The 19,340-nt window shown below is 38.3% G+C and carries 23 protein-coding genes; 16 read left to right on the top strand and 7 right to left on the bottom strand.

Annotation, left to right across the window (positions count from 1 at the left end; translation table 11 throughout):
* Nucleotides 1–130 precede the first annotated feature (130 nt).
* From pdhA to LIS78_RS06825, 7 genes are all read left to right on the top strand, one after another.
* The gene (gene pdhA, locus LIS78_RS06800; protein WP_013056054.1) at nt 131–1,246 is read left to right on the top strand and encodes a pyruvate dehydrogenase (acetyl-transferring) E1 component subunit alpha; all 1,116 of its coding nucleotides are present in this window, start codon (nt 131–133) and stop codon (nt 1,244–1,246) included.
* 3 nt (nt 1,247–1,249) lie between these two features.
* Entirely contained in the window at nt 1,250–2,227 is a 978-nt protein-coding gene (locus tag LIS78_RS06805; RefSeq protein ID WP_013056055.1) for an alpha-ketoacid dehydrogenase subunit beta, read from the top strand.
* Between the two features lie 102 nt (nt 2,228–2,329).
* A complete protein-coding gene (locus LIS78_RS06810; RefSeq protein WP_209151223.1) occupies nt 2,330–3,628 on the top strand; it encodes a dihydrolipoamide acetyltransferase family protein in 1,299 nt (432 codons plus the stop codon).
* 3 nt (nt 3,629–3,631) lie between these two features.
* A complete protein-coding gene (gene lpdA, locus LIS78_RS06815) occupies nt 3,632–5,044 on the top strand; it encodes a dihydrolipoyl dehydrogenase (RefSeq protein WP_013082295.1) in 1,413 nt (470 codons plus the stop codon).
* Nucleotides 5,045–5,290: 246 nt separating this feature from the next.
* Entirely contained in the window at nt 5,291–5,533 is a 243-nt protein-coding gene (locus LIS78_RS06820; RefSeq protein ID WP_016763437.1) for a hypothetical protein, read from the top strand.
* 142 nt (nt 5,534–5,675) lie between these two features.
* Nucleotides 5,676–5,810, top strand: a complete 135-nt coding sequence (locus tag LIS78_RS31290) for a hypothetical protein (RefSeq protein WP_268241105.1) — start codon at nt 5,676–5,678, stop codon at nt 5,808–5,810.
* Between the two features lie 302 nt (nt 5,811–6,112).
* On the top strand, nt 6,113–6,238 hold the full coding sequence (locus tag LIS78_RS06825) for a GapA-binding peptide SR1P (protein WP_013056059.1): 126 nt from the start codon (nt 6,113–6,115) through the stop codon (nt 6,236–6,238).
* Nucleotides 6,239–6,276: 38 nt separating this feature from the next.
* Here the strand turns inward: LIS78_RS06825 and LIS78_RS06830 are convergent, their stop codons facing one another.
* Nucleotides 6,277–7,752 (bottom strand): aminotransferase class I/II-fold pyridoxal phosphate-dependent enzyme, encoded by a 1,476-nt coding sequence (locus tag LIS78_RS06830; RefSeq protein ID WP_280640305.1) that lies wholly within the window; start codon nt 7,750–7,752, stop codon nt 6,277–6,279.
* A gap of 530 nt (nt 7,753–8,282) precedes the next feature.
* Here LIS78_RS06830 and LIS78_RS06835 point away from each other — a divergent pair.
* The gene (locus LIS78_RS06835) at nt 8,283–8,552 is read left to right on the top strand and encodes a UPF0223 family protein (RefSeq protein ID WP_013056061.1); all 270 of its coding nucleotides are present in this window, start codon (nt 8,283–8,285) and stop codon (nt 8,550–8,552) included.
* Nucleotides 8,553–8,601: 49 nt separating this feature from the next.
* Here the strand turns inward: LIS78_RS06835 and LIS78_RS06840 are convergent, their stop codons facing one another.
* Nucleotides 8,602–9,237 carry a YktB family protein gene (locus LIS78_RS06840; protein ID WP_195780794.1) on the bottom strand — a complete coding sequence of 212 codons (636 nt, stop codon included), beginning with the start codon at nt 9,235–9,237 and terminating at the stop codon, nt 8,602–8,604.
* A 267-nt stretch (nt 9,238–9,504) separates the two neighbouring features.
* Between LIS78_RS06840 and LIS78_RS06845 the strand changes: the two genes are divergently transcribed.
* Together LIS78_RS06845 and LIS78_RS06850 are read left to right on the top strand one after the other, a co-directional pair.
* Nucleotides 9,505–9,690 (top strand): YkzI domain-containing protein, encoded by a 186-nt coding sequence (locus LIS78_RS06845; RefSeq protein WP_013056063.1) that lies wholly within the window; start codon nt 9,505–9,507, stop codon nt 9,688–9,690.
* Nucleotides 9,691–9,885: 195 nt separating this feature from the next.
* Nucleotides 9,886–10,692, top strand: a complete 807-nt coding sequence (locus LIS78_RS06850) for an inositol monophosphatase family protein (RefSeq protein ID WP_016763440.1) — start codon at nt 9,886–9,888, stop codon at nt 10,690–10,692.
* Between the two features lie 108 nt (nt 10,693–10,800).
* Here the strand turns inward: LIS78_RS06850 and LIS78_RS06855 are convergent, their stop codons facing one another.
* Entirely contained in the window at nt 10,801–10,986 is a 186-nt protein-coding gene (locus LIS78_RS06855; protein WP_028414104.1) for a YlaF family protein, read from the bottom strand.
* A gap of 113 nt (nt 10,987–11,099) precedes the next feature.
* Between LIS78_RS06855 and typA the strand changes: the two genes are divergently transcribed.
* Both typA and LIS78_RS06865 read left to right on the top strand, forming a co-directional pair.
* Entirely contained in the window at nt 11,100–12,938 is a 1,839-nt protein-coding gene (typA, locus tag LIS78_RS06860; protein ID WP_013056066.1) for a translational GTPase TypA, read from the top strand.
* 159 nt (nt 12,939–13,097) lie between these two features.
* Nucleotides 13,098–13,415 (top strand): YlaH-like family protein, encoded by a 318-nt coding sequence (locus LIS78_RS06865; RefSeq protein WP_013056067.1) that lies wholly within the window; start codon nt 13,098–13,100, stop codon nt 13,413–13,415.
* Between the two features lie 26 nt (nt 13,416–13,441).
* Here LIS78_RS06865 and LIS78_RS06870 read toward each other — a convergent pair whose 3' ends face one another.
* Together LIS78_RS06870 and LIS78_RS06875 are read right to left on the bottom strand one after the other, a co-directional pair.
* Nucleotides 13,442–13,876, bottom strand: coding sequence for a hypothetical protein (locus tag LIS78_RS06870; protein ID WP_195780792.1), 435 nt, complete (start codon nt 13,874–13,876; stop codon nt 13,442–13,444).
* A 1-nt stretch (nt 13,877) separates the two neighbouring features.
* Nucleotides 13,878–14,078, bottom strand: a complete 201-nt coding sequence (locus LIS78_RS06875; protein ID WP_013056069.1) for a YlaI family protein — start codon at nt 14,076–14,078, stop codon at nt 13,878–13,880.
* Nucleotides 14,079–14,263: 185 nt separating this feature from the next.
* Between LIS78_RS06875 and LIS78_RS06880 the strand changes: the two genes are divergently transcribed.
* Nucleotides 14,264–14,719 (top strand): pyridoxamine 5'-phosphate oxidase family protein, encoded by a 456-nt coding sequence (locus LIS78_RS06880; RefSeq protein WP_195780791.1) that lies wholly within the window; start codon nt 14,264–14,266, stop codon nt 14,717–14,719.
* A gap of 26 nt (nt 14,720–14,745) precedes the next feature.
* Here the strand turns inward: LIS78_RS06880 and LIS78_RS06885 are convergent, their stop codons facing one another.
* Nucleotides 14,746–15,345 (bottom strand): YhcN/YlaJ family sporulation lipoprotein, encoded by a 600-nt coding sequence (locus LIS78_RS06885; RefSeq protein WP_013056071.1) that lies wholly within the window; start codon nt 15,343–15,345, stop codon nt 14,746–14,748.
* A gap of 216 nt (nt 15,346–15,561) precedes the next feature.
* Here LIS78_RS06885 and LIS78_RS06890 point away from each other — a divergent pair, with 216 nt between their 5' ends.
* The gene (locus LIS78_RS06890) at nt 15,562–16,890 is read left to right on the top strand and encodes a PhoH family protein (protein WP_195780790.1); all 1,329 of its coding nucleotides are present in this window, start codon (nt 15,562–15,564) and stop codon (nt 16,888–16,890) included.
* A gap of 36 nt (nt 16,891–16,926) precedes the next feature.
* On the opposite strand, the gene LIS78_RS06895 is transcribed toward LIS78_RS06890, so the two are convergent.
* Nucleotides 16,927–17,427 (bottom strand): peptidyl-prolyl cis-trans isomerase, encoded by a 501-nt coding sequence (locus LIS78_RS06895; RefSeq protein WP_195780789.1) that lies wholly within the window; start codon nt 17,425–17,427, stop codon nt 16,927–16,929.
* A 281-nt stretch (nt 17,428–17,708) separates the two neighbouring features.
* On the opposite strand from LIS78_RS06895, the gene LIS78_RS06900 reads away from it, so the two are divergent.
* Nucleotides 17,709–17,975 carry an Fpa/YlaN family protein gene (locus LIS78_RS06900; RefSeq protein ID WP_370506486.1) on the top strand — a complete coding sequence of 89 codons (267 nt, stop codon included), beginning with the start codon at nt 17,709–17,711 and terminating at the stop codon, nt 17,973–17,975.
* A 143-nt stretch (nt 17,976–18,118) separates the two neighbouring features.
* Nucleotides 18,119–19,309, top strand: coding sequence for an FtsW/RodA/SpoVE family cell cycle protein (locus tag LIS78_RS06905; RefSeq protein ID WP_252284863.1), 1,191 nt, complete (start codon nt 18,119–18,121; stop codon nt 19,307–19,309).
* Nucleotides 19,310–19,340 lie beyond the last annotated feature (31 nt).

Genomic DNA, 19,340 nt, shown 5'->3' on the forward strand with positions numbered 1-19,340 from the left:
GCGAATTCAAAAAGCTACTCGACAAAATATGACTTTTACTTGTCCATTTGGGACATTCTAAAAGCGTGTATGTTTGTTTGATTAGTAAAATGAATTTATACGGCTTAAATGAAAGGAAGAGGTGACTTAGATGGCTGCTAAAACTAAAAAGGCTATTATTGATGTATCAAAGCAACTTGATAAAATCGCTGAGCAGTACCAAACGTTCCAAATTCTTAATGAAGAGGGCGAAGTAGTAAATAAATCAGCGTTGCCAGATTTATCTGACGAAAAATTAAAAGAGTTAATGACTCGCATGGTATACACTCGTATTCTTGATCAACGTTCAATTTCATTGAACCGTCAAGGTCGTTTAGGTTTCTATGCACCAACTGCTGGGCAAGAAGCTTCTCAAATCGCTTCACATTTCGCACTAGAAAAAGAAGACTTCATTTTACCTGGGTACCGTGATGTGCCTCAGTTAATTTGGCATGGTCTTCCATTATATCAAGCGTTCTTATTCTCTCGTGGTCATTTCCACGGTAACCAAGCGCCAGAAGGTGTAGATGTACTTTCTCCACAAATCATCATCGGTGCACAAATCGTGCAAACTGCTGGTGTGGCACTAGGTCTTAAAAAGCGCGGTAAAAAAGCAGTAGCGATCACTTATACAGGTGACGGCGGAGCTTCACAAGGTGACTTCTACGAAGGTATGAACTTCGCAGGTGCATTCAAAGCTCCAGCAATCTTTGTTGTACAAAACAACCGCTTTGCAATTTCAACACCAGTTGAAAAGCAATCTGCAGCACGTACAATCGCTCAAAAAGCAGCAGCTGTTGGTATCCCAGGCGTTCAAGTAGACGGTATGGATGCACTAGCAGTATACGTTGCAGTAAGCGAAGCTCGTGAGCGTGCAGTAAACGGTGAAGGTCCAACTTTAATTGAAACATTAACTTACCGTTATGGTCCACATACAATGGCTGGTGACGATCCAACTCGTTATCGTACAGCTGAGCTTGACACTGAGTGGGAAAAGAAAGATCCACTTGTTCGCTTCCGTAAATTCTTAGAAGCTAAAGGCATCTGGAATGAAGAAGAAGAAAACAAAGTAATCGAGCAAGCTAAAGAAGATATTAAACAAGCTATTAAGAAGGCTGACGATTATCCAAAACAAAAAGTTACAGATTTAATGGAAATCATGTACGAAACTATGCCTTCAAACTTACAAGAGCAATATGAAATCTACAAAGAGAAGGAGTCGAAGTAAGCCATGGCGCAAATGACAATGATTCAAGCGATTACTGATGCGTTACGCACAGAAATGAAAAACGACGAAAACGTATTAGTTTTTGGTGAAGACGTTGGCGTAAACGGTGGAGTATTCCGTGCGACTGAAGGTCTTCAACAAGAATTCGGCGAAGATCGCGTATTCGATACGCCATTAGCTGAATCTGGTATCGGTGGTCTTGCTGTGGGTCTATCGACTCAAGGTTTCCGTCCGGTTCCTGAAATTCAATTCTTTGGTTTCGTATACGAAGTACTTGATTCTGTATCAGGTCAAGCTGCACGTATGCGCTACCGTTCTGGCGGTCGTTGGAATGCACCAATCACATTCCGTTCACCATTCGGTGGAGGCGTTCATACACCAGAACTTCACGCTGATAGCTTAGAAGGTATCGTAGCATCTCAACCTGGTTTAAAAGTTGTAATTCCTTCAACTCCATACGATGCAAAAGGTCTTTTAATTTCATCAATCCGTGATAACGATCCGGTTGTATACTTAGAGCACATGAAGCTTTACCGTTCATTCCGTCAAGAAGTACCTGAAGAATCATACACAATTGATTTAGGTACAGCTGATGTGAAACGTGAAGGTACAGACGTAACGCTTATCGCTTACGGTGCAATGGTACACTCATCATTAAAAGCAGCTGAAGAACTAGAAAAAGAAGGTATCTCTGCTGAAGTAGTGGACTTACGTACAGTTCAACCTTTAGATATCGATACAATTCTTGCATCAGTTGAAAAAACTGGTCGCGTAGTAGTAGTTCAAGAAGCTCAAAAACAAGCTGGTATCGCAGCTAACGTTGTAGCTGAAATTAACGATCGTGCAATCTTAAGCTTAGAAGCACCAGTATTACGTGTAACAGCACCGGATACTGTGTTCCCATTCTCTCAAGCTGAGGGCGTATGGTTACCAGACCACAAAGATATCGTTGAAACAGCTAAGAAAGTACTTGAATTTTAATTAGCATTTTACTGTGATAGAAATCAGCTTTGTGCTGATTTCTGTCTTAGATAAAATAAACACTAACAAATTGAACGCAACTAACTAGGAGGGTGAAGACACGTGGCATTTGAATTTAAACTGCCGGATATCGGTGAAGGTATCCACGAAGGTGAAATTGTAAAATGGTTCGTAAAAGCTGGAGATGAAATTGATGAGGATGATGTACTAGCAGAAGTACAAAATGACAAAGCTGTTGTTGAAATCCCATCTCCTGTAAAAGGTAAAGTATTAGAAGTAAAAGTTGACGAGGGTACAGTAGCTACTGTAGGACAAGTTATCGTTACTTTTGATGCTCCTGGATACGAAGACTTAAAATTCAAAGGTGACGATCATGATGATGCACCAGCAGAAGAAGCTAAAGAAGAAGCTTCAACTGAAGAAGTGACTGAAGAAGCAACAGCTCCTGCAGCACAAGCTGATGTTGATCCTAACCGTAAAGTAATTGCTATGCCTTCAGTGCGCAAATATGCTCGTGAAAAAGGTATAGACATTAAAGCTGTTCCTGGTTCAGGTAAAAACGGACGTATTGTTAAAGATGACATCGATAGCTTCTTATCTGGTGGTTCTACAGCTACAGCAACTGCTGAAGCTCCAGCTAAAGAGGAAACTGCTTCAGCTGAACCAAAAGCAGCAGCACAAGCTATTCCTGAAGGTGACCTACCAGAAACTCGCGAGAAAATGAGCGGTATCCGTCGTGCAATCGCAAAAGCTATGGTTAACTCTAAACACACTGCTCCACACGTAACATTAATGGATGAAATCGATGTAACAGCTCTTGTTGCTCATCGTAAAAAATTCAAAACAGTTGCAGCAGATCAAGGTATTAAATTAACATTCTTACCTTACGTGGTAAAAGCGTTAACTTCAGCACTTAAGAAGTTCCCAGCTCTTAACACTTCAATCGATGACTCTACAGATGAAGTAATTCAAAAACATTACTACAACATCGGTATCGCTGCTGACACTGAAAAAGGTCTTTTAGTACCAGTTGTGAAAAATGCTGATCGTAAATCTGTGTTCGAAATTTCTGATCAAATTAACGACCTTGCTGGAAAAGCACGTGATGGTAAATTAGCTCCTGCTGAAATGAAAGGCGCTTCTTGTACAATCACAAATATCGGTTCTGCTGGTGGACAATGGTTTACTCCTGTTATCAACCACCCAGAAGTTGCAATTCTAGGTATCGGACGTATCGCTGAAAAACCAGTTGTACGCGACGGTGAAATTGTAATTGCTCCAGTATTAGCATTATCACTAAGCTTTGACCACCGTATTATCGATGGCGCAACAGCTCAAAACGCTCTTAACCAAATCAAGCGTTTATTAAATGATCCAGAATTATTATTAATGGAGGCGTAATAAATGGTAGTAGGAGATTTCCCAATCGAAACTGATACTCTTGTCATTGGTGCTGGCCCTGGTGGCTATGTTGCAGCAATTCGTGCAGCTCAATTAGGTCAAAAAGTTACAATCGTAGAAAAAGGTAACCTTGGAGGCGTATGCTTAAACGTTGGTTGTATTCCTTCAAAAGCATTAATCGCTGCAGGTCACCGTTTTGAACACGCTAAACATTCTGAAGACATGGGGATTATCGCTGAGAATGTAACAGTTGATTTCTCTAAAGTTCAAGAATTCAAAAACGGCGTTGTAAACAAACTTACTGGCGGTGTTGAAGGCCTTCTTAAAGGTAACAAAGTTGACATCGTAAAAGGTGAAGCTTACTTCGTTGACAGCGAAACTGTACGTGTAATGGATGAAAATTCTGCACAAACGTACAAATTCAAAAATGCTATCCTTGCAACTGGTTCTCGTCCAATCGAGATCCCTGGATTCAAATTCTCTGAGCGCGTAATCAACTCTACAGGTGCATTAGCGCTTAAAGAAGTTCCTAAAAAATTAGTTGTAATCGGCGGAGGTTACATCGGTACTGAGCTTGGTACTGCTTTTGCTAACTTCGGTACAGAAGTTACATTTGTAGAAGCTGCTGATGAAATCTTAGCTGGTTTTGAAAAACAAATGAGTTCACTTGTTAAACGTAACCTTAAGAAAAAAGGAAACGTTGAAATCTATACAAAAGCAATGGCTAAAGGTGTTGAAGAAACTGCTGACGGCGTACAAGTTACGTTTGAAGTAGGCGGAGAGTCAAAAGTAATCGATGCTGACTACGTATTAGTTACTGTAGGTCGTCGTCCTAACACTGATGAGCTTGGTCTTGAGCAAGTTGGCGTTAAAATGACTGACCGTGGTCTTATCGAAATCGATAACCAAACTCGTACATCTGTAAGCAACATCTTTGCAATTGGTGATATCGTAACTGGACCACCACTTGCACACAAAGCTTCTTACGAAGGTAAAATCGCAGCTGAAGTAATCGCTGGCGAACCTGCGGAAATTGACTACTTAGGAATTCCAGCAGTTGTATTCTCTGAGCCTGAGCTTGCATCTGTAGGTTATACTGAAGCACAAGCGAAAGAAGAAGGATTAGCTGTTAAAGCTTCTAAATTCCCATTTGCTGCTAACGGACGTGCGCTTGCACTTAACGCTGCAGAAGGCTTCTTGAAGCTTATCACTCGTAAAGAAGACGGAGTAGTTGTTGGTGCTCAAATCGCTGGACCTAGCGCATCTGACATGATTGCTGAGCTTGGTCTTGCTATCGAAGCTGGCGTAACAGCTGAAGATATCGCATTAACAATTCACGCTCACCCAACATTAGGTGAAATCACAATGGAAGCTGCTGAAGTAGCTATTGGAAGCCCAATTCACATTGTAAAATAATGTTTTTAAAAAGCTGATGCGTATGCATCAGCTTTTTTTTGATGAAAACAGTTCTCATCAAGCATCAGATGCTTGTCAGACAGTTTTGCTGCTGGTGGGTATATTTCTGAAAGAATCATGTAAAAAGCGCTGAGGCAGTCTTAAATGAGCTTTAGACGCATACATATGAAGTGGGACGTGCTTTTCTTATAGCTAGATAAAAAAATTGCTCTTTTGGATAACGAATGAAAAGGCGGCGAAGGAGCTATGAAGACGTATTTCGTTTGGAGCTTACACATTGTTATTTGGATGGGCTATTCACTGGTTGAATTGCTATCAAAACGTGATCAATTGACATCTAAAATTATTTTATTTTTAGTATTTGCTTATTTAGCTTACGGTATAGCAGAAATGAACGTCAAATCTAAAAGACTGGCGCTTATGATGACAGGTACCACTTCAGCTGTCTGCTTGACATGTTATCAACTAATTTTATTTTGTACGGCGTAAAATGGGGTAAAAAAGAGGCTGGGACAAAAGTATTTTAGTTGAAAGGAAATCCGGACGATTAATCAATATTATTGGTAAAACGTCCGGATTTTTTTATTGGTATGGTGAACGTAGGTTTCATGTGTGTAATTGCTTCTAGCTGTTGATGGGAGGGCATGGTGAAGACTCCTGCGGGAAAAGCGGAATAGGTGAGACCCTCCAGGAGCGTATGCGACGAAGAGGCTCATCGGCCATCCGCAGAAAGCGAAGTCTTGCACAGAAATCAACTGCCGTGTAACAAGTGATCTATACCAGCCCATTTATCCAATTTACTTGTCTTTGGATTGGGGTGATTTAGTCATGTCTCAATCTCCTTTTTTATCCTACACCGTTTTCTTTTCTTTTTTCAATACCGCTTCTTCTTTAATATAAATGCTGATAAGCGTTCAGCTCTTTTAAAAATAAATAGGACATTTATGAGAAAAATATTTTAATGTGACATACTAATTAGTTGTTGACATATTTAATGTGACATAATAATATAATATCAAGAGTTGTAAAACGCTTACAAAAAAAGACGATTAAAGGGGAGTTTACAAAATGGGAACAATCGTATGTCAAACATGTAACTGCACAATTGATCATTTCGAAGATGAGAAAGTGACGCGATTATACTCAACATGTAAAAGCGGAGAATGTCAAAAAGCAGATGAAGATTTAGATTAATTCAATAAAAAAAGGTGCGAAGTTCCGCACCTTTTTTTTTATTGAATTGCTTTATGTTCTTTAATGACACGAAATGTTTTTAATTCAAAATCTTCCGGACCCTGCACTGGTAAACCTGCCTCTAAGTTTGTTTCAATGTAGGTTAAATTTTCCTCAGTGATGATTTCCCCAGGAATAAAAATAGGAATACCAGGAGGGTAGACCATCACAAATTCCGCAATAATACGGCCTGCCGATTCATGAAAAGGTACGACTTCTGTTTCAGCGTAAAAAGCATCACGAGGTGTTAAAGCCAATACAGGAATATCAGGCAATAAAATAGCCGGTTTTGCCGTTGTCTCAGAAAGATTATGGAATTTTACAGATAACTCACGCAGAGCTGTGACCAGACGTGACAGATCTTCTTCTGTATCTCCAGGCGTGATAATACATAGAATATTATAAAGGTCAGACATTTCAACTTCGATATTATGAGCTTCACGCATCCATTTTTCTACGTCATAGCCCGTAATTCCTAAATCTGAAACAGAAATAATTAATTTAGTAGGGTCTAAATCATACGTAGCTTTTGTGCCTAAAATTTCTCTGCCTATACATCGGATATGCTCAATTGTATTAATTTCTTTTCGTGCTTTTTCAGCAAGAGAAATTGCACGTTCAGCCAGCTCTTTTCCTTCTGTAGCTAAACGTTTTCGTGCAACATCTAAAGAAGCCAGCAGCAGATAAGATGTTGATGTTGTTGTCAGCATGCTTAAAATAGACTGTACACGTTTTGGAGAAATTAAGCCTTCGCGTATGTTTAGAATTGAACTTTGCGTCATAGAGCCGCCTAATTTATGCACGCTTGTTGCTGCCATATCTGCACCGGCCTGCATAGCAGACAGAGGCAAATCATCATGGAAGTGAATATGAACGCCGTGAGCTTCATCAACAAGTACAGGCACTTGATACGAGTGGGCAATTTCTACGATTTTACGAAGGTCTCCGGAAATTCCAAAGTAAGTTGGATTGATAACAAGCACTGCTTTTGCTTCAGGGTGCTGCTTTAAGGCTTTTTCTACAGAGTCCGATGTAATACCGTGAGAAATGCCAAGATTTTCGTCAATTTCAGGATGAATAAAAATAGGCGTAGCTCCTGAAAAAACAATCGCACTCATAACAGATTTATGCACGTTTCTAGGAACGATAATTTTATCTCCAGGTCCACATGTCGCCATAACCATTGCCATAATTGCTCCGCTCGTTCCTTGAACAGAGAAAAAAGTATGGTCAGCACCAAATGCTTCTGCAGCTAAATCCTGCGCTTGTTTGATAATGCCTTTTGGCTGGTGAAGGTCATCAAGAGGACCGATATTAATTAAATCAATAGATAAAGCATCATCGCCAATAAATGAGCGGAATTCAGGATCCATTCCATTTCCTTTTTTATGTCCAGGGATATGGAATTGTGTTGGGTTTTTTTTAGCGTGATTAACCAATCCAGTAAATAATGGAGTTGAAAATTGAGAAGACAACTTTGCTATACACCTCTTTTATCATAAATTGTCAGTCCCTCTAAGCAAAGCTTAGAGGGACTTTGATTGTTTTTTTATCAAATTACAGCATTCAATTTTATATACCAAAAACTAGTGGCTGTTGAATTCTACATATTAAAATATTAGACCTTTTTTTATAAAAGAAATTCAACAGAAATTCTACTCGGCAGTTTTCTTGATTTTAACCATTATATAAATGAATGAAACGTGTATGTTTACTACTGTTTGATAATATAAATACAATTTTCAGTTAAAAAAATACAAGTAATTGTAAACTGCTTATTACTCATTATTTTATAGTTCTTTATGTTTTGAAAATCCCCATAAAACAAAAGAATTATAGCACTTATTAACCCATTTGCAAAGATATTTTAAAGAGAAAATAAAAAGAAAAAAAAGGAGAAATTCTTTTGTGTGAAAAGAGAATAAATTTTGTGTACATTATAGATTGTGATAGAGTTAAGAATATAGATATACATAGATTGAAGAAATAAATGGAGTGATGAGAAGTGGAATATCAATACCCTATCTCCCTTGATTGGAGTACAGAAGAAATTATTGATGTAGTGAAGTTTTTTGAAAGCATTGAACGAGCTTATGAAAAAGGTATTGAGCGTGATCACCTAATGGCAGTCTATCGTCGATTTAAAGAAATTGTGCCAAGTAAAGCAGAAGAAAAAACAATCTGTAACGATTTTGAAGACCAAAGCAAATACTCTTCTTATCGAACGATTCAAAAAGCAAAGGCTGCTTCTTCTGGAGACATCATAAAAATGTAAAAAATGGAGCCAAGCTTGGCTCCATTTTTTTTATATCAATTCGTTAAAATTATGCATATGCTTTTTTAGTTAGTTCATATAATGGAGTTACCGTATGAAATGTTTGTTCAATACGAGCTATCCATTCTTCGCCGTTCATTGCAATCGCTTCTTCTTTTGGAATTGTAATGCCGCATAGGATCTCAGCTTTTTTAACCGTCTCTAGACGTTCAAACAAACTCTCTAAGTCTTCAGAAGATAAGTCGCCCATTTTTTCACTATCAGGTTTTGTATGATCTTTCGACCAAACAAACGAGGTTGGGATATTTTGACGAATCTCCTCAATGTTTTGTTTTAGCAGCTTTCCAAATTGTTCTTTAATAGGTGATTCGTAAATGACGGCGAACCACACAAAGACGTGTGTTTCCCAAAGGCCAATTTGAAAATGAGGGAGCTTTTTATACCCGCGTTTACTGTTAGCAAAGGCTACCCACGTATCTGCTGGCGGGTTAACTGTTCTTCGTGCATGTTTGGCAATGTGTACGAACATTTCATCTCCACAAAGTGAAGAAAGAGTAGGAGCAAAATGATTGCTCAATTGTTCGAATTTTGGGCGTATCGTTGTCTTGATGGCTTCCATACGTGCATCAAGCCCCTCGATACGGAATACGTTAAAGTCATCTTGTGAAAATCCTGAGAATGCCATGTGAAACCTCCGTTTTTTAGTGAATATGTATAGCTGCTGTGCATCTATGCAAGTAAGTATGATTTACGCGAAGATTCTACCACATGAAAAGCATAAACACCAATTAATTCGCATATGCTTGTCAAAACGTGTCTATCATTTTTTTATAGGTAATCACACAATTTAGTTGCATGAGATTAGGTTTCGACATAGACTATATCAATCAAAATATCTGAAAATTTAGTTTTCTATAAGCAGGTTCAATAATTTGAGAGGGGTGTTTGAAACATGAAACAAGTGGTGAATATGTATAAGAAGAATGATGGACAAAAAAGATTAGGTGTAATTCGTTTGGAGTTAGATTACGAGTTAGCGACGTTATATGAAGCCATGATGGAGAATAATGAGGAACAAAAACAAAAATGTAAGCGAAAGCTCGAGAAACTTCGTGAAGAAATGATATCTCTTCAGTAGCAGATACGGGAATAAAATAGAACAAATAAGGGTAAACTGTAAAAAAGGATTAAACTGAATGAGCAGATTCATAAGTGGTAACAGAGCACGTGGGAGAAGAAGCGGCAGTTCTTCTCCCACGTGCTCTGTTAATTGACATCTTGCAGAGGTTTTTTTAAGCTTAAATAAGAGACGTATTTTTGAGGGGGAATTGAGATGACACAACGCTGGAAAGAAATTGATACATACGTTAAAGAGTGGCTAAAAGAAGCTGGACAAAAAATTCAACAGTCGTTTAGTAAAGAACTTCTCATTCAAACGAAATCAAATCCAAATGATTTAGTAACAAATATGGATAAAGAAATTGAACAGTTTTTTATCTCGAAAATCAATGAAACCTTTCCGGAACATCATATTCTCGGAGAAGAAGGATATGGAGAAGAGCTGGAATCAGAAGAAGGAACAATTTGGATTATCGATCCAATCGACGGTACGATGAACTTTGTTCATCAGCAGCGGAATTTTGCTATTTCCATCGGTATATTTGAAAATGGTGTAGGACAAGCAGGTTATATTTATGATGTTATTCATAATGAGCTGTATCATGCTTTAAAAGGACAGGGCGCGTTTATGAATGACATCCAATTGCCGAAACTTGAACCTGTACCAGTTGAACAAGCTATTATTAGCCTAAATGCAACATGGGTGACGGAGAACCGTCGTATTGATCCTTCCGTATTAAGTCCGCTTGTGCGTAAAGTAAGAGGGACCCGTTCATATGGATCCGCAGCTATTGAGCTTGCTTACGTAGCGGCTGGACGCTTGGATGGATACATTACTTTACGTTTGGCTCCATGGGACTTTGCTGCCGGTAAAGTATTGATTGAAGAAGTTGGAGGAGTTATGACGGATTTAGAAGGAAAGCCGTTAGAGATTCTGGAAAAAAGCAGTGTATTTGTAAGCAAACCAACATTACATGACGAAATCTTTCGTACGTACCTTGAAGGAAAGTGGAATAAATAAAATAGAAGTGAAGACTTACGTGTAGTCAAAGAATTTTGTGATGAAAAAACGTCATGAACCATTTTGATCTTGCAAATGGCCATGACGCTTTCAATCATCGCAAAAAAATTACAGCTGCCCTTTTTCTCGCATTTTTTTCTTAGTCGTAAAGCCAAGGCCCATTACAACAATTAAAGCTACGATAGCTAAAATGACCCCGAGAGCGCTTCCTTCTCCGATAAATATGCCAATTGACATAATTGCTGCAGTTGCAATGAATGCATATAAAACGAATACCCACTTAATGTTTCTCATGTTGATTCCTCCCATTTGTAACGGATATTTATAGTGTACAACAAAATCATTCGGCAATTCTAGAGTTAGTGTGATATAATAGCTTAGTTATTACAAGCATAGGAGTGAAATGCGTGAACATTCGTAAAGATTTACGTAATATTGCCATTATTGCCCATGTAGACCATGGGAAAACAACGTTAGTAGATAAATTATTACATCAGTCCGGAACATTCCGTACTAATGAGCATGTTGAAGAACGTGCGATGGATTCAAATGACCTTGAGCGTGAGCGTGGAATTACAATTTTAGCGAAAAACACAGCTATTAATTATAAAGATACGCGTATCAACATCATGGATACGCCAGGACATGCTGACTTCGGTGGAGAAGTTGAGCGTATTATGAAAATGGTAGACGGTGTTCTACTTGTAGTAGATGCATACGAAGGATGTATGCCTCAAACGCGCTTTGTATTGAAAAAAGCATTAGAGCAAAACTTAACGCCGATTGTTGTTGTTAACAAAATCGACCGTGACTTTGCTCGTCCAACTGAAGTAGTTGATGAAGTAATTGACTTATTTATTGAACTAGGTGCAAGCGAGGAACAAATTGAGTTCCCTGTTGTTTATGCTTCAGCAATCAACGGAACAGCTAGCACGAACCCTGAAAAGCAAGATGAGAACATGTCATCTCTATTTGACTCAATCATTGAGCACATTCCAGCACCAGTAGACAACAGCGACGAACCACTTCAATTCCAAGTGGCAATGCTTGACTACAATGACTATCTTGGTCGTATCGGTGTAGGTCGCGTATTCCGCGGAACAATGAAAGTAGGCCAGCAAGTTGCATTAATGAAGCTTGACGGTACGGTAAAACAATTCCGCGTAACAAAATTATTCGGTTTCCTAGGCTTAAAGCGTGTTGAAATCGAAGAAGCAAAAGCAGGAGACTTGATCGCTGTATCAGGAATGGAAGACATCAACGTAGGTGAAACAGTATGTCCGTTTGACCACCAAGATGCACTGCCAATTTTACGTATTGATGAACCTACTTTACAAATGACGTTCTTAGTAAACAATTCACCGTTTGCTGGTCGTGAAGGTAAGTTTGTTACATCTCGTAAAATTGAAGAGCGCTTAATGTCTGAACTTGAGACAGATGTAAGTTTACGCGTGGAAAATACTGATTCACCGGATGTATGGGTCGTTTCAGGACGTGGAGAACTTCATTTATCTATTTTAATTGAAAATATGCGTCGTGAAGGATATGAGATTCAAGTATCAAAACCTGAAGTAATCGTTCGTGAAATTGATGGCGTTCGCTGTGAGCCAGTTGAACGTGTTCAAATCGACGTGCCTGAAGAACATACGGGTTCTATTATGGAATCAATGGGTGCTCGTAAAGGTGAAATGGTTGATATGATTAACAACGGCAGCGGTCAAGTTCGTTTGATCTTTATGGTTCCTGCACGTGGTTTAATCGGTTATACAACTGAGTTCTTATCGTTAACTCGTGGATTCGGTATCATTAACCATTCATTTGATAGCTACCAACCAATGCAGCAAGGTCAAGTTGGAGGTCGCCGTCAAGGTGTGCTTGTTTCTATGGAAAGCGGTAAATCATCTACTTATGGAATCCAAGGCGTAGAAGACCGCGGTACAATTTTCGTTGAGCCAGGTACAGAAGTATACGAAGGTATGATCGTAGGAGAACACACTCGTGAAAATGATATCGTTGTTAACATCTGTAAAATGAAGCAAATGACGAATATGCGTTCTGCTAATAAAGATCAAACAACAGGTATGAAAAAACCTCGTATTATGTCTCTAGAGCAATCACTTGAATATTTAAACGAAGATGAATATTGTGAAATCACACCAGAATCTATTCGTCTACGTAAAAAAATTCTTGATAAAAATGAGCGTGAAAAAGCAGCGAAAAAGAAAAAATACGCTGACACAAAATAATAAAAAAAGTAAGTCGTTAGCTCTATCTGCTAGCGGCTTGTTTTTTATCTATTATATCAGAATTTTCTATTTTTGAAAGCGTTTTATAAAGAAGGGATTTGGAAAGGAAAAAGGTGGCTTATATCGAATAATGTAAAGTAAGGAATAGGGGGAAGAAATATGGATGTAAAAGAACACCTTTCATTTTTTGCTGCTCTGTATCAAGTAGATGAACATGCAAAAATAGGAATGTGGCTGTTATACTTTACCATTTTAGGGCTATCTGTTCTCGTGTACAAACTCGGGTTTGCAAAGAAGCTGCCGCTTTTAAAATCTGTGGTTATTTATCTATTTTTAGCTTTTGGATGTACGATCTTAACGTTTTTAGGCATTTTTTTACCTGTAGCTGAAGGGCTTGTGGTTGCAGCTCTTGTATTGATTATTTATAAAATACGGCTGTATCAGGCTAAGAAGCAAAACTCCACGTTGGGTTCATAAAAGACTACATAAAAAGACGCTTGTAGCTACAAGCGTCTTTTTAGTATGATATAGCCGAAGACAAGAGCGGCTGCGAAAATTAAATGACCAGCTGTCCAATAAAAAATCGCTACTGCATCATCCACCGCAGGCGTAGGCTTGAGCGCAAGCAGCGTCAACGGAAAATACAAAGGAATGGTTGGAAGTGTTAATAAAAAGGAACACAATACGATTTTTCGAATAGACATATTATTTAATTTACCTACTATGTAAACAAAAACGATCCCAATTGCAACGGCAATGAATAAATGAAAAACAAACTCTATCCATTCAGGCCATTGAATAGGGCCGATGATAGGAATAAAATCAACATTTAATAAAAGGGTATAAACTTGTTTGCCGGTTAGCCATTCTATCCATTTTAAACATAACCCAAGGATAATCCCGCTTAAAATGCCAATACTTATTCCTAATCGGAGCACCTTACCAATCCTCCTCTGTCTTTTTCGACTCATATAGTTTAAAGTTACCAGTAGCTATGCGTTCTTTTGTTCGTTTTTCAATCCGTTCAGAACATTCATTGCACATATATGTATGGATAGGACGGTTGCGCAGTCGTTTTGCCACGAGCGTTTCATCCTCAATTGTTTCGATTTTATCGCACATGACACATTGTACTCTCATTTCTATCACCTCAACTTCTCTATACATCATTCTAGCCGAAAATTCTTGTTTTATAAAGTTTTTTTGCGGTGCTATCTCTCAGTAGAAAAGGAACGATAGGAAAACATTCCTAAAGAAGCAGGTAATTTTGCTTGTTAGCTCGAAGATAGTAACTAGTAAGTACATAAACAGTAGGAGGGATGAAAATGGCCAACGAAGTCGAGACTCAATTAGTAGATGCATTATACGATGAGCTACAGACAGAGAGATTTGCAACCATTTCAACTATTGATTTTGAAACAAACGGTCCAAATGTTAGTGCCATTTCGTGGTTAGTAGCTCCGACTAAACAAAAAATTCGATTTGCCGTAGATGTCAAATCGAGGATTGTAGAAAACATTAAACATACGAATAAAGCAGTGGTAAATATTCTTGCTAATGAATCATGCTACTCAATCAGCGGAATAGCTGAGGTATTGCAAGAAAAGTTAGAAGGAGTAGCTTTAAAGCTGACGCTAATTGAACTAGATATTAATGAAGTAAGAGATGTTATGTTCTATGGCTCTAAGATTTCAGTAAACCCTTCATATGAAAAGACCTATGATCCAGTAGCAGCCGCTAAACTCGATAAGCAAGTAATTGAAGCGATAAAAAAAGCTTAGCAGCAGCCTGCCGCTAAGCGACTTTCTTATTCATTTTTTTGAAGATGATTATTAGATTGTTTTTCCTGCTCATTCTTTAAATTTTGCTCTTGTTTATTATTTAATTTTTGATTGTTTGTATCTGTTGAACTAGGATTTCGGCGGATTTCTTCTGCAAATTCAGGCATTACTCGGTTCACAATGGCTGCTAATTCATCTAAAAATCCTGTAACCGGCCGACCTTTGCGAATTTCATTTCCAATTTGTTTTAGCCGAGCGACCGTATCAGGATCTGCAATAACAACAGAATTAGCGCCGTACGGATCAGCTTTCAGACCTTCGGCAACTGTATATTTGATTGAACTTACTTCTGAACGATCAATATCTTTGCCGACGTCAATGCCTACGATGGCATACTTACCGAGCACAATGGCAGTAGCATCGTTTACATTCGGAACGCTTGAAGCCAGTTCAACTAAATGCGCTGATATTTCATTAGCAGTACGCTTGTGAGAGCGTTCAGGAGATGAATTTTTGACCTGTACAATTCGATCTGTTTTTTGCCCTTCTTCAACGTCTGCTTGGTTATTGTTACAGCCGGTTAGTGTAATAAAACATAAGCTAATGGATAGAAAAAATTTGTTCATGTGGGAGACTCCTCCTTATGAATGACTCATTTTTTGTAGTAATTTGTATTTAGTTTCTAATAGTTCTTCTATCTTTATACACGTGTTCATATATTTAAAGAAAATGGTCCGTCCATTTAAGGTCACTTCACACATGTGCGTTACATAGTATATAAATGGATGGGTGCCTTGTTTCACTCCTTACAGGAAAAACAATCGGAGTAGGAGGCTGAATTATTGGGAAAAATTTATGTATTAGATACGAATGTTTTATTACAAGATCCGCATTCAATTTTTTCATTTGATGATAACGAAGTAGTGATTCCGGCTGTTGTGCTAGAAGAAGTTGATTCGAAAAAAAGAAATATGGATGAAGTCGGACGAAATGCAAGGCAGGTATCCAAACTCATTGATAACTTGAGACAGCATGGAAAGTTATATGAGAAAATCCCTTTAGAAAATGGGGGCCATTTGCGAATTGAACTCAATCATCGCTCTTTTCAACAGCTTCAAGAAATCTTTGTGGAAAAAACAAATGATAATCGAATTTTAGCTGTTGCTAAAAATCTATCCCTTGAAGAGGAAACAAAAGAAGATGGACGTGAAGTGATACTAGTGAGTAAAGATGTGTTGGTACGTGTGAAGGCTGACGCAATCGGTTTAAGAGCAGAAGATTTTTTAAGTGATCGAGTAGTGGAATTCAATAGTATTTATACAGGCTTTTCAGAAGTCTATATTGCAAAAGAACTACTGAGTCAATTTTACGAAAAAGGGGAGCTGCTAGCGTCTCAAATTGCGAACCACTCCTTTTTTGCAAATCAATTCTTAGTGATGAAAGATGCATTTGGGGGATCCGGATCGGCCATCGGCATTGTCGATCAAACAACAACGAAAGTAAAAAAGCTTTTATTTGAATATGATCATATCTGGGGAATCAAACCTCGAAATGTTCAGCAAATTATGGCTTTAGAACTTCTTCTTAGAGACGACGTTCAACTGGTCACGTTAATTGGAAAGGCAGGTACGGGTAAAACGCTGCTTGCTTTAGCTTCAGGACTTATGCAGACGGAAGATTTAGGGTGTTTTAAAAAGCTACTTGTAGCTCGTCCAATTGTTCCTTTAGGGAAAGATATTGGATTCTTGCCGGGAGAAAAGCAGGAGAAGCTTCGTCCATGGATGCAACCAATTTATGATAACCTAGAGTACTTATTCAACACTAAAAAACCTGGAGAACTGGATGCGATTCTAGCGGGGCTCAGTTCAATAGAAGTGGAAGCCTTGACGTATATAAGAGGCCGAAGCATTCCGGAGCAGTTCATTATTATTGATGAAGCGCAAAATTTAACGAAGCATGAAATTAAAACAATTTTAACAAGGGTAGGGGAAAAGAGTAAAATTGTGCTTATGGGAGATCCAGCTCAAATTGATCATCCTTATTTAGATGAGTATAACAACGGATTAACGTACGTAGTTGAAAAGTTTAAAGAACAAAAAGTATCGGGCCACGTTCGGTTAATCAAAGGAGAGCGCTCCGGGCTAGCACAATTAGCAGCTGATATTCTTTAAAAAAAGCGGGGTTCCTTTTGGAACCCCGCTTTTTTATTATGTAACGATGATTTCTTCCACATATTTAATAGGGTTATTTCGGTTAGATCCGTCAGGTAAATAGACATAGATAGGTCCATCTTCTCTAAGAGGCTTTCCATCTTGGCTGAAACCAAAGATTAGTTTTTGCGCTTCTTCTAATGAAAAAGAAATCAGCGCATCTTTTGTTTTAAATGAAACGTTGGTAGCTTCTTCAGTAGGAGAAGCGTTTGCTAGAAAAGGTGCAAATAAAATGCCAAATGTTCCATTTACTAGCTCTTGTTTTTTGAATTTCTTTTCGGTTTTTAACGTAGGAGGAAAGACGGCTCCTTCTTGAATTTCACGGTCCCAATGCTTCGAAACAGCCTTTGTGTACGCTTCTGTCTCGTCTTTTTGCTCCGGTGGATGTTCAAAGAAAACGTCCATATCGGACTTGCGGTCATCGAAAATCCACACGCTTGGATCGAGTGTCAGCGTATATTTTACTTTTCCTTTTAACATAATAATTGAATTCATCATAAATGCCCCCTTGCTAAAAGTATAAGCGCTTTCTACTTATTTGTCACTTTGATGAAAAAATTTAGTTGAGAGTGATTCTCGTATGATATAATATAAAAGTCAACGAAAGTGCGAAATTTCCTACATCTATGGTAATGGTTTTGAGAAAGTAACAGTATAAAAAAGACGGCCAGCCTCACGGACATGTTTATCCTTGCTTTTTTGGAGCATAGCCTTTAAAATTGAGAGATAGATTAGGTAATCGCTCGCGAACGGAGGGATTGAGTTTGACGCCTGAGACAATGATAGATCATCGTGAAAAAGCGTATGCGTTGTTAAAAGCTGATGCAGATAAGATTTTGCAATTAATTCAAGTTCAAATGGATAACTTAACAATGCCACAATGTCCTCTTTATGAAGAGGTTTTAGATACACAAATGTTTGGTTTATCAAGAGAAATTGATTTTGCAGTTCGTCTTGGTTTAATTGATGAACGTGTTGGAAAAACATTGCTAGACCGCCTCGAGCGTGAACTTTCTGCACTGCATGAAGCGTTTACAAAAAAATAAAAATCACGCGATCGAAACTCAAACTATATACAAACGTAGTTTGAGTTTTTTATTACAGGTGGTTGAAATTTCCTAATTTACTCAAATTTGTACATAAAAGATGAAACGAAACAGAAACACGTCATTTTTAAAGGAAGAGGGTTATGGTAAAAAAAATATTTAGGCATTTTGACTATTCAATTGTAATTCCAGTGCTGCTTCTTTGTGCGGTTGGACTAGTTATGGTTTACAGTTCAAGTATGATTGTAAGTATTACAAGATATCATACGTCAAGTGATTTCTTTTACAACAGACAAAAAATGTGGCTTGCTTTTACGCTTGTATTGTTCATTTTAACAATGCTAACACCTTACAAGCTGTATCCTAAAATACTGCCTTATGCGATTCTGGGCATTTTTGTACTGCTTTTGCTTGTGTTTGTAATGGGGCATACGAGTAACAATGCGCAAAGTTGGCTGCAGCTTGGCGGGGCAAACATGCAGCCGGCTGAGTATGCCAAGCTTGTTGTCATTTTATACTTATCGTATGTTTTGTCTAAAAGGCAAGAGTATATTGACAACATCAAAAAAGCTTTTTTTGGACCTATGGGTCTTGTATTTCTAATATTAGGTTTTGTAGCTATTCAGCCTGACCTTGGAACGGGATCAATTATTTTTGCTATTGCCGTTACCATTATGCTGTGTTCGGGAATCTCTAAAAAAACCCTTTTCCGCATGCTAGCACTAGGTATCATTTTGCTTACAGTAATTATTACGATTGGTTTTTTTACAGGTCAGTTTACTGCCAATCGAATTGGCCGTTTTACCGGTGCATCAGATCCGTTTGCCAATGCTCAAGGAACCGGTTATCAGCTGGTTAATTCATATTTAGCAATAGGTACAGGAGGCTTAAAAGGCCTTGGCTTAGGAGAAAGTGTACAAAAGTATGGTTATCTTCCGGAGCCCCATACCGATTTCATTATGGCTATTATTGCAGAAGAATTAGGGTTCTTTGGAGTTATGCTCGTGCTGGGCCTTTTAGGCTTCTTAATTTTCAGGATTTTAATGCTGGCTAAAAAATCTCAGGATCCGTTTGCTAGCATGATTTGTATTGGAGTAGCCAGTATGATAGGTATTCAAACAGGCATTAACCTTGGAGGGCTTACGGGACTCATTCCGATTACCGGCGTCACGCTTCCGTTTATCAGTTACGGAGGGTCTTCGCTGCTAACGCTGATGGTATCTATGGGAATTATTGTAAATATCTCATTTTTCGTAAATTATCAAAATAAAAAACAGAAAAATACGGAAAATATTGTGCTACATCCGAACAATACATCAACAATAAGCGATTGATTTTCGTGAAAAAATTGTGTAAAAAAAGCAA

The organism is Priestia megaterium (assembly GCF_023824195.1).
GTDB lineage: Bacteria > Bacillota > Bacilli > Bacillales > Bacillaceae_H > Priestia > Priestia megaterium_D.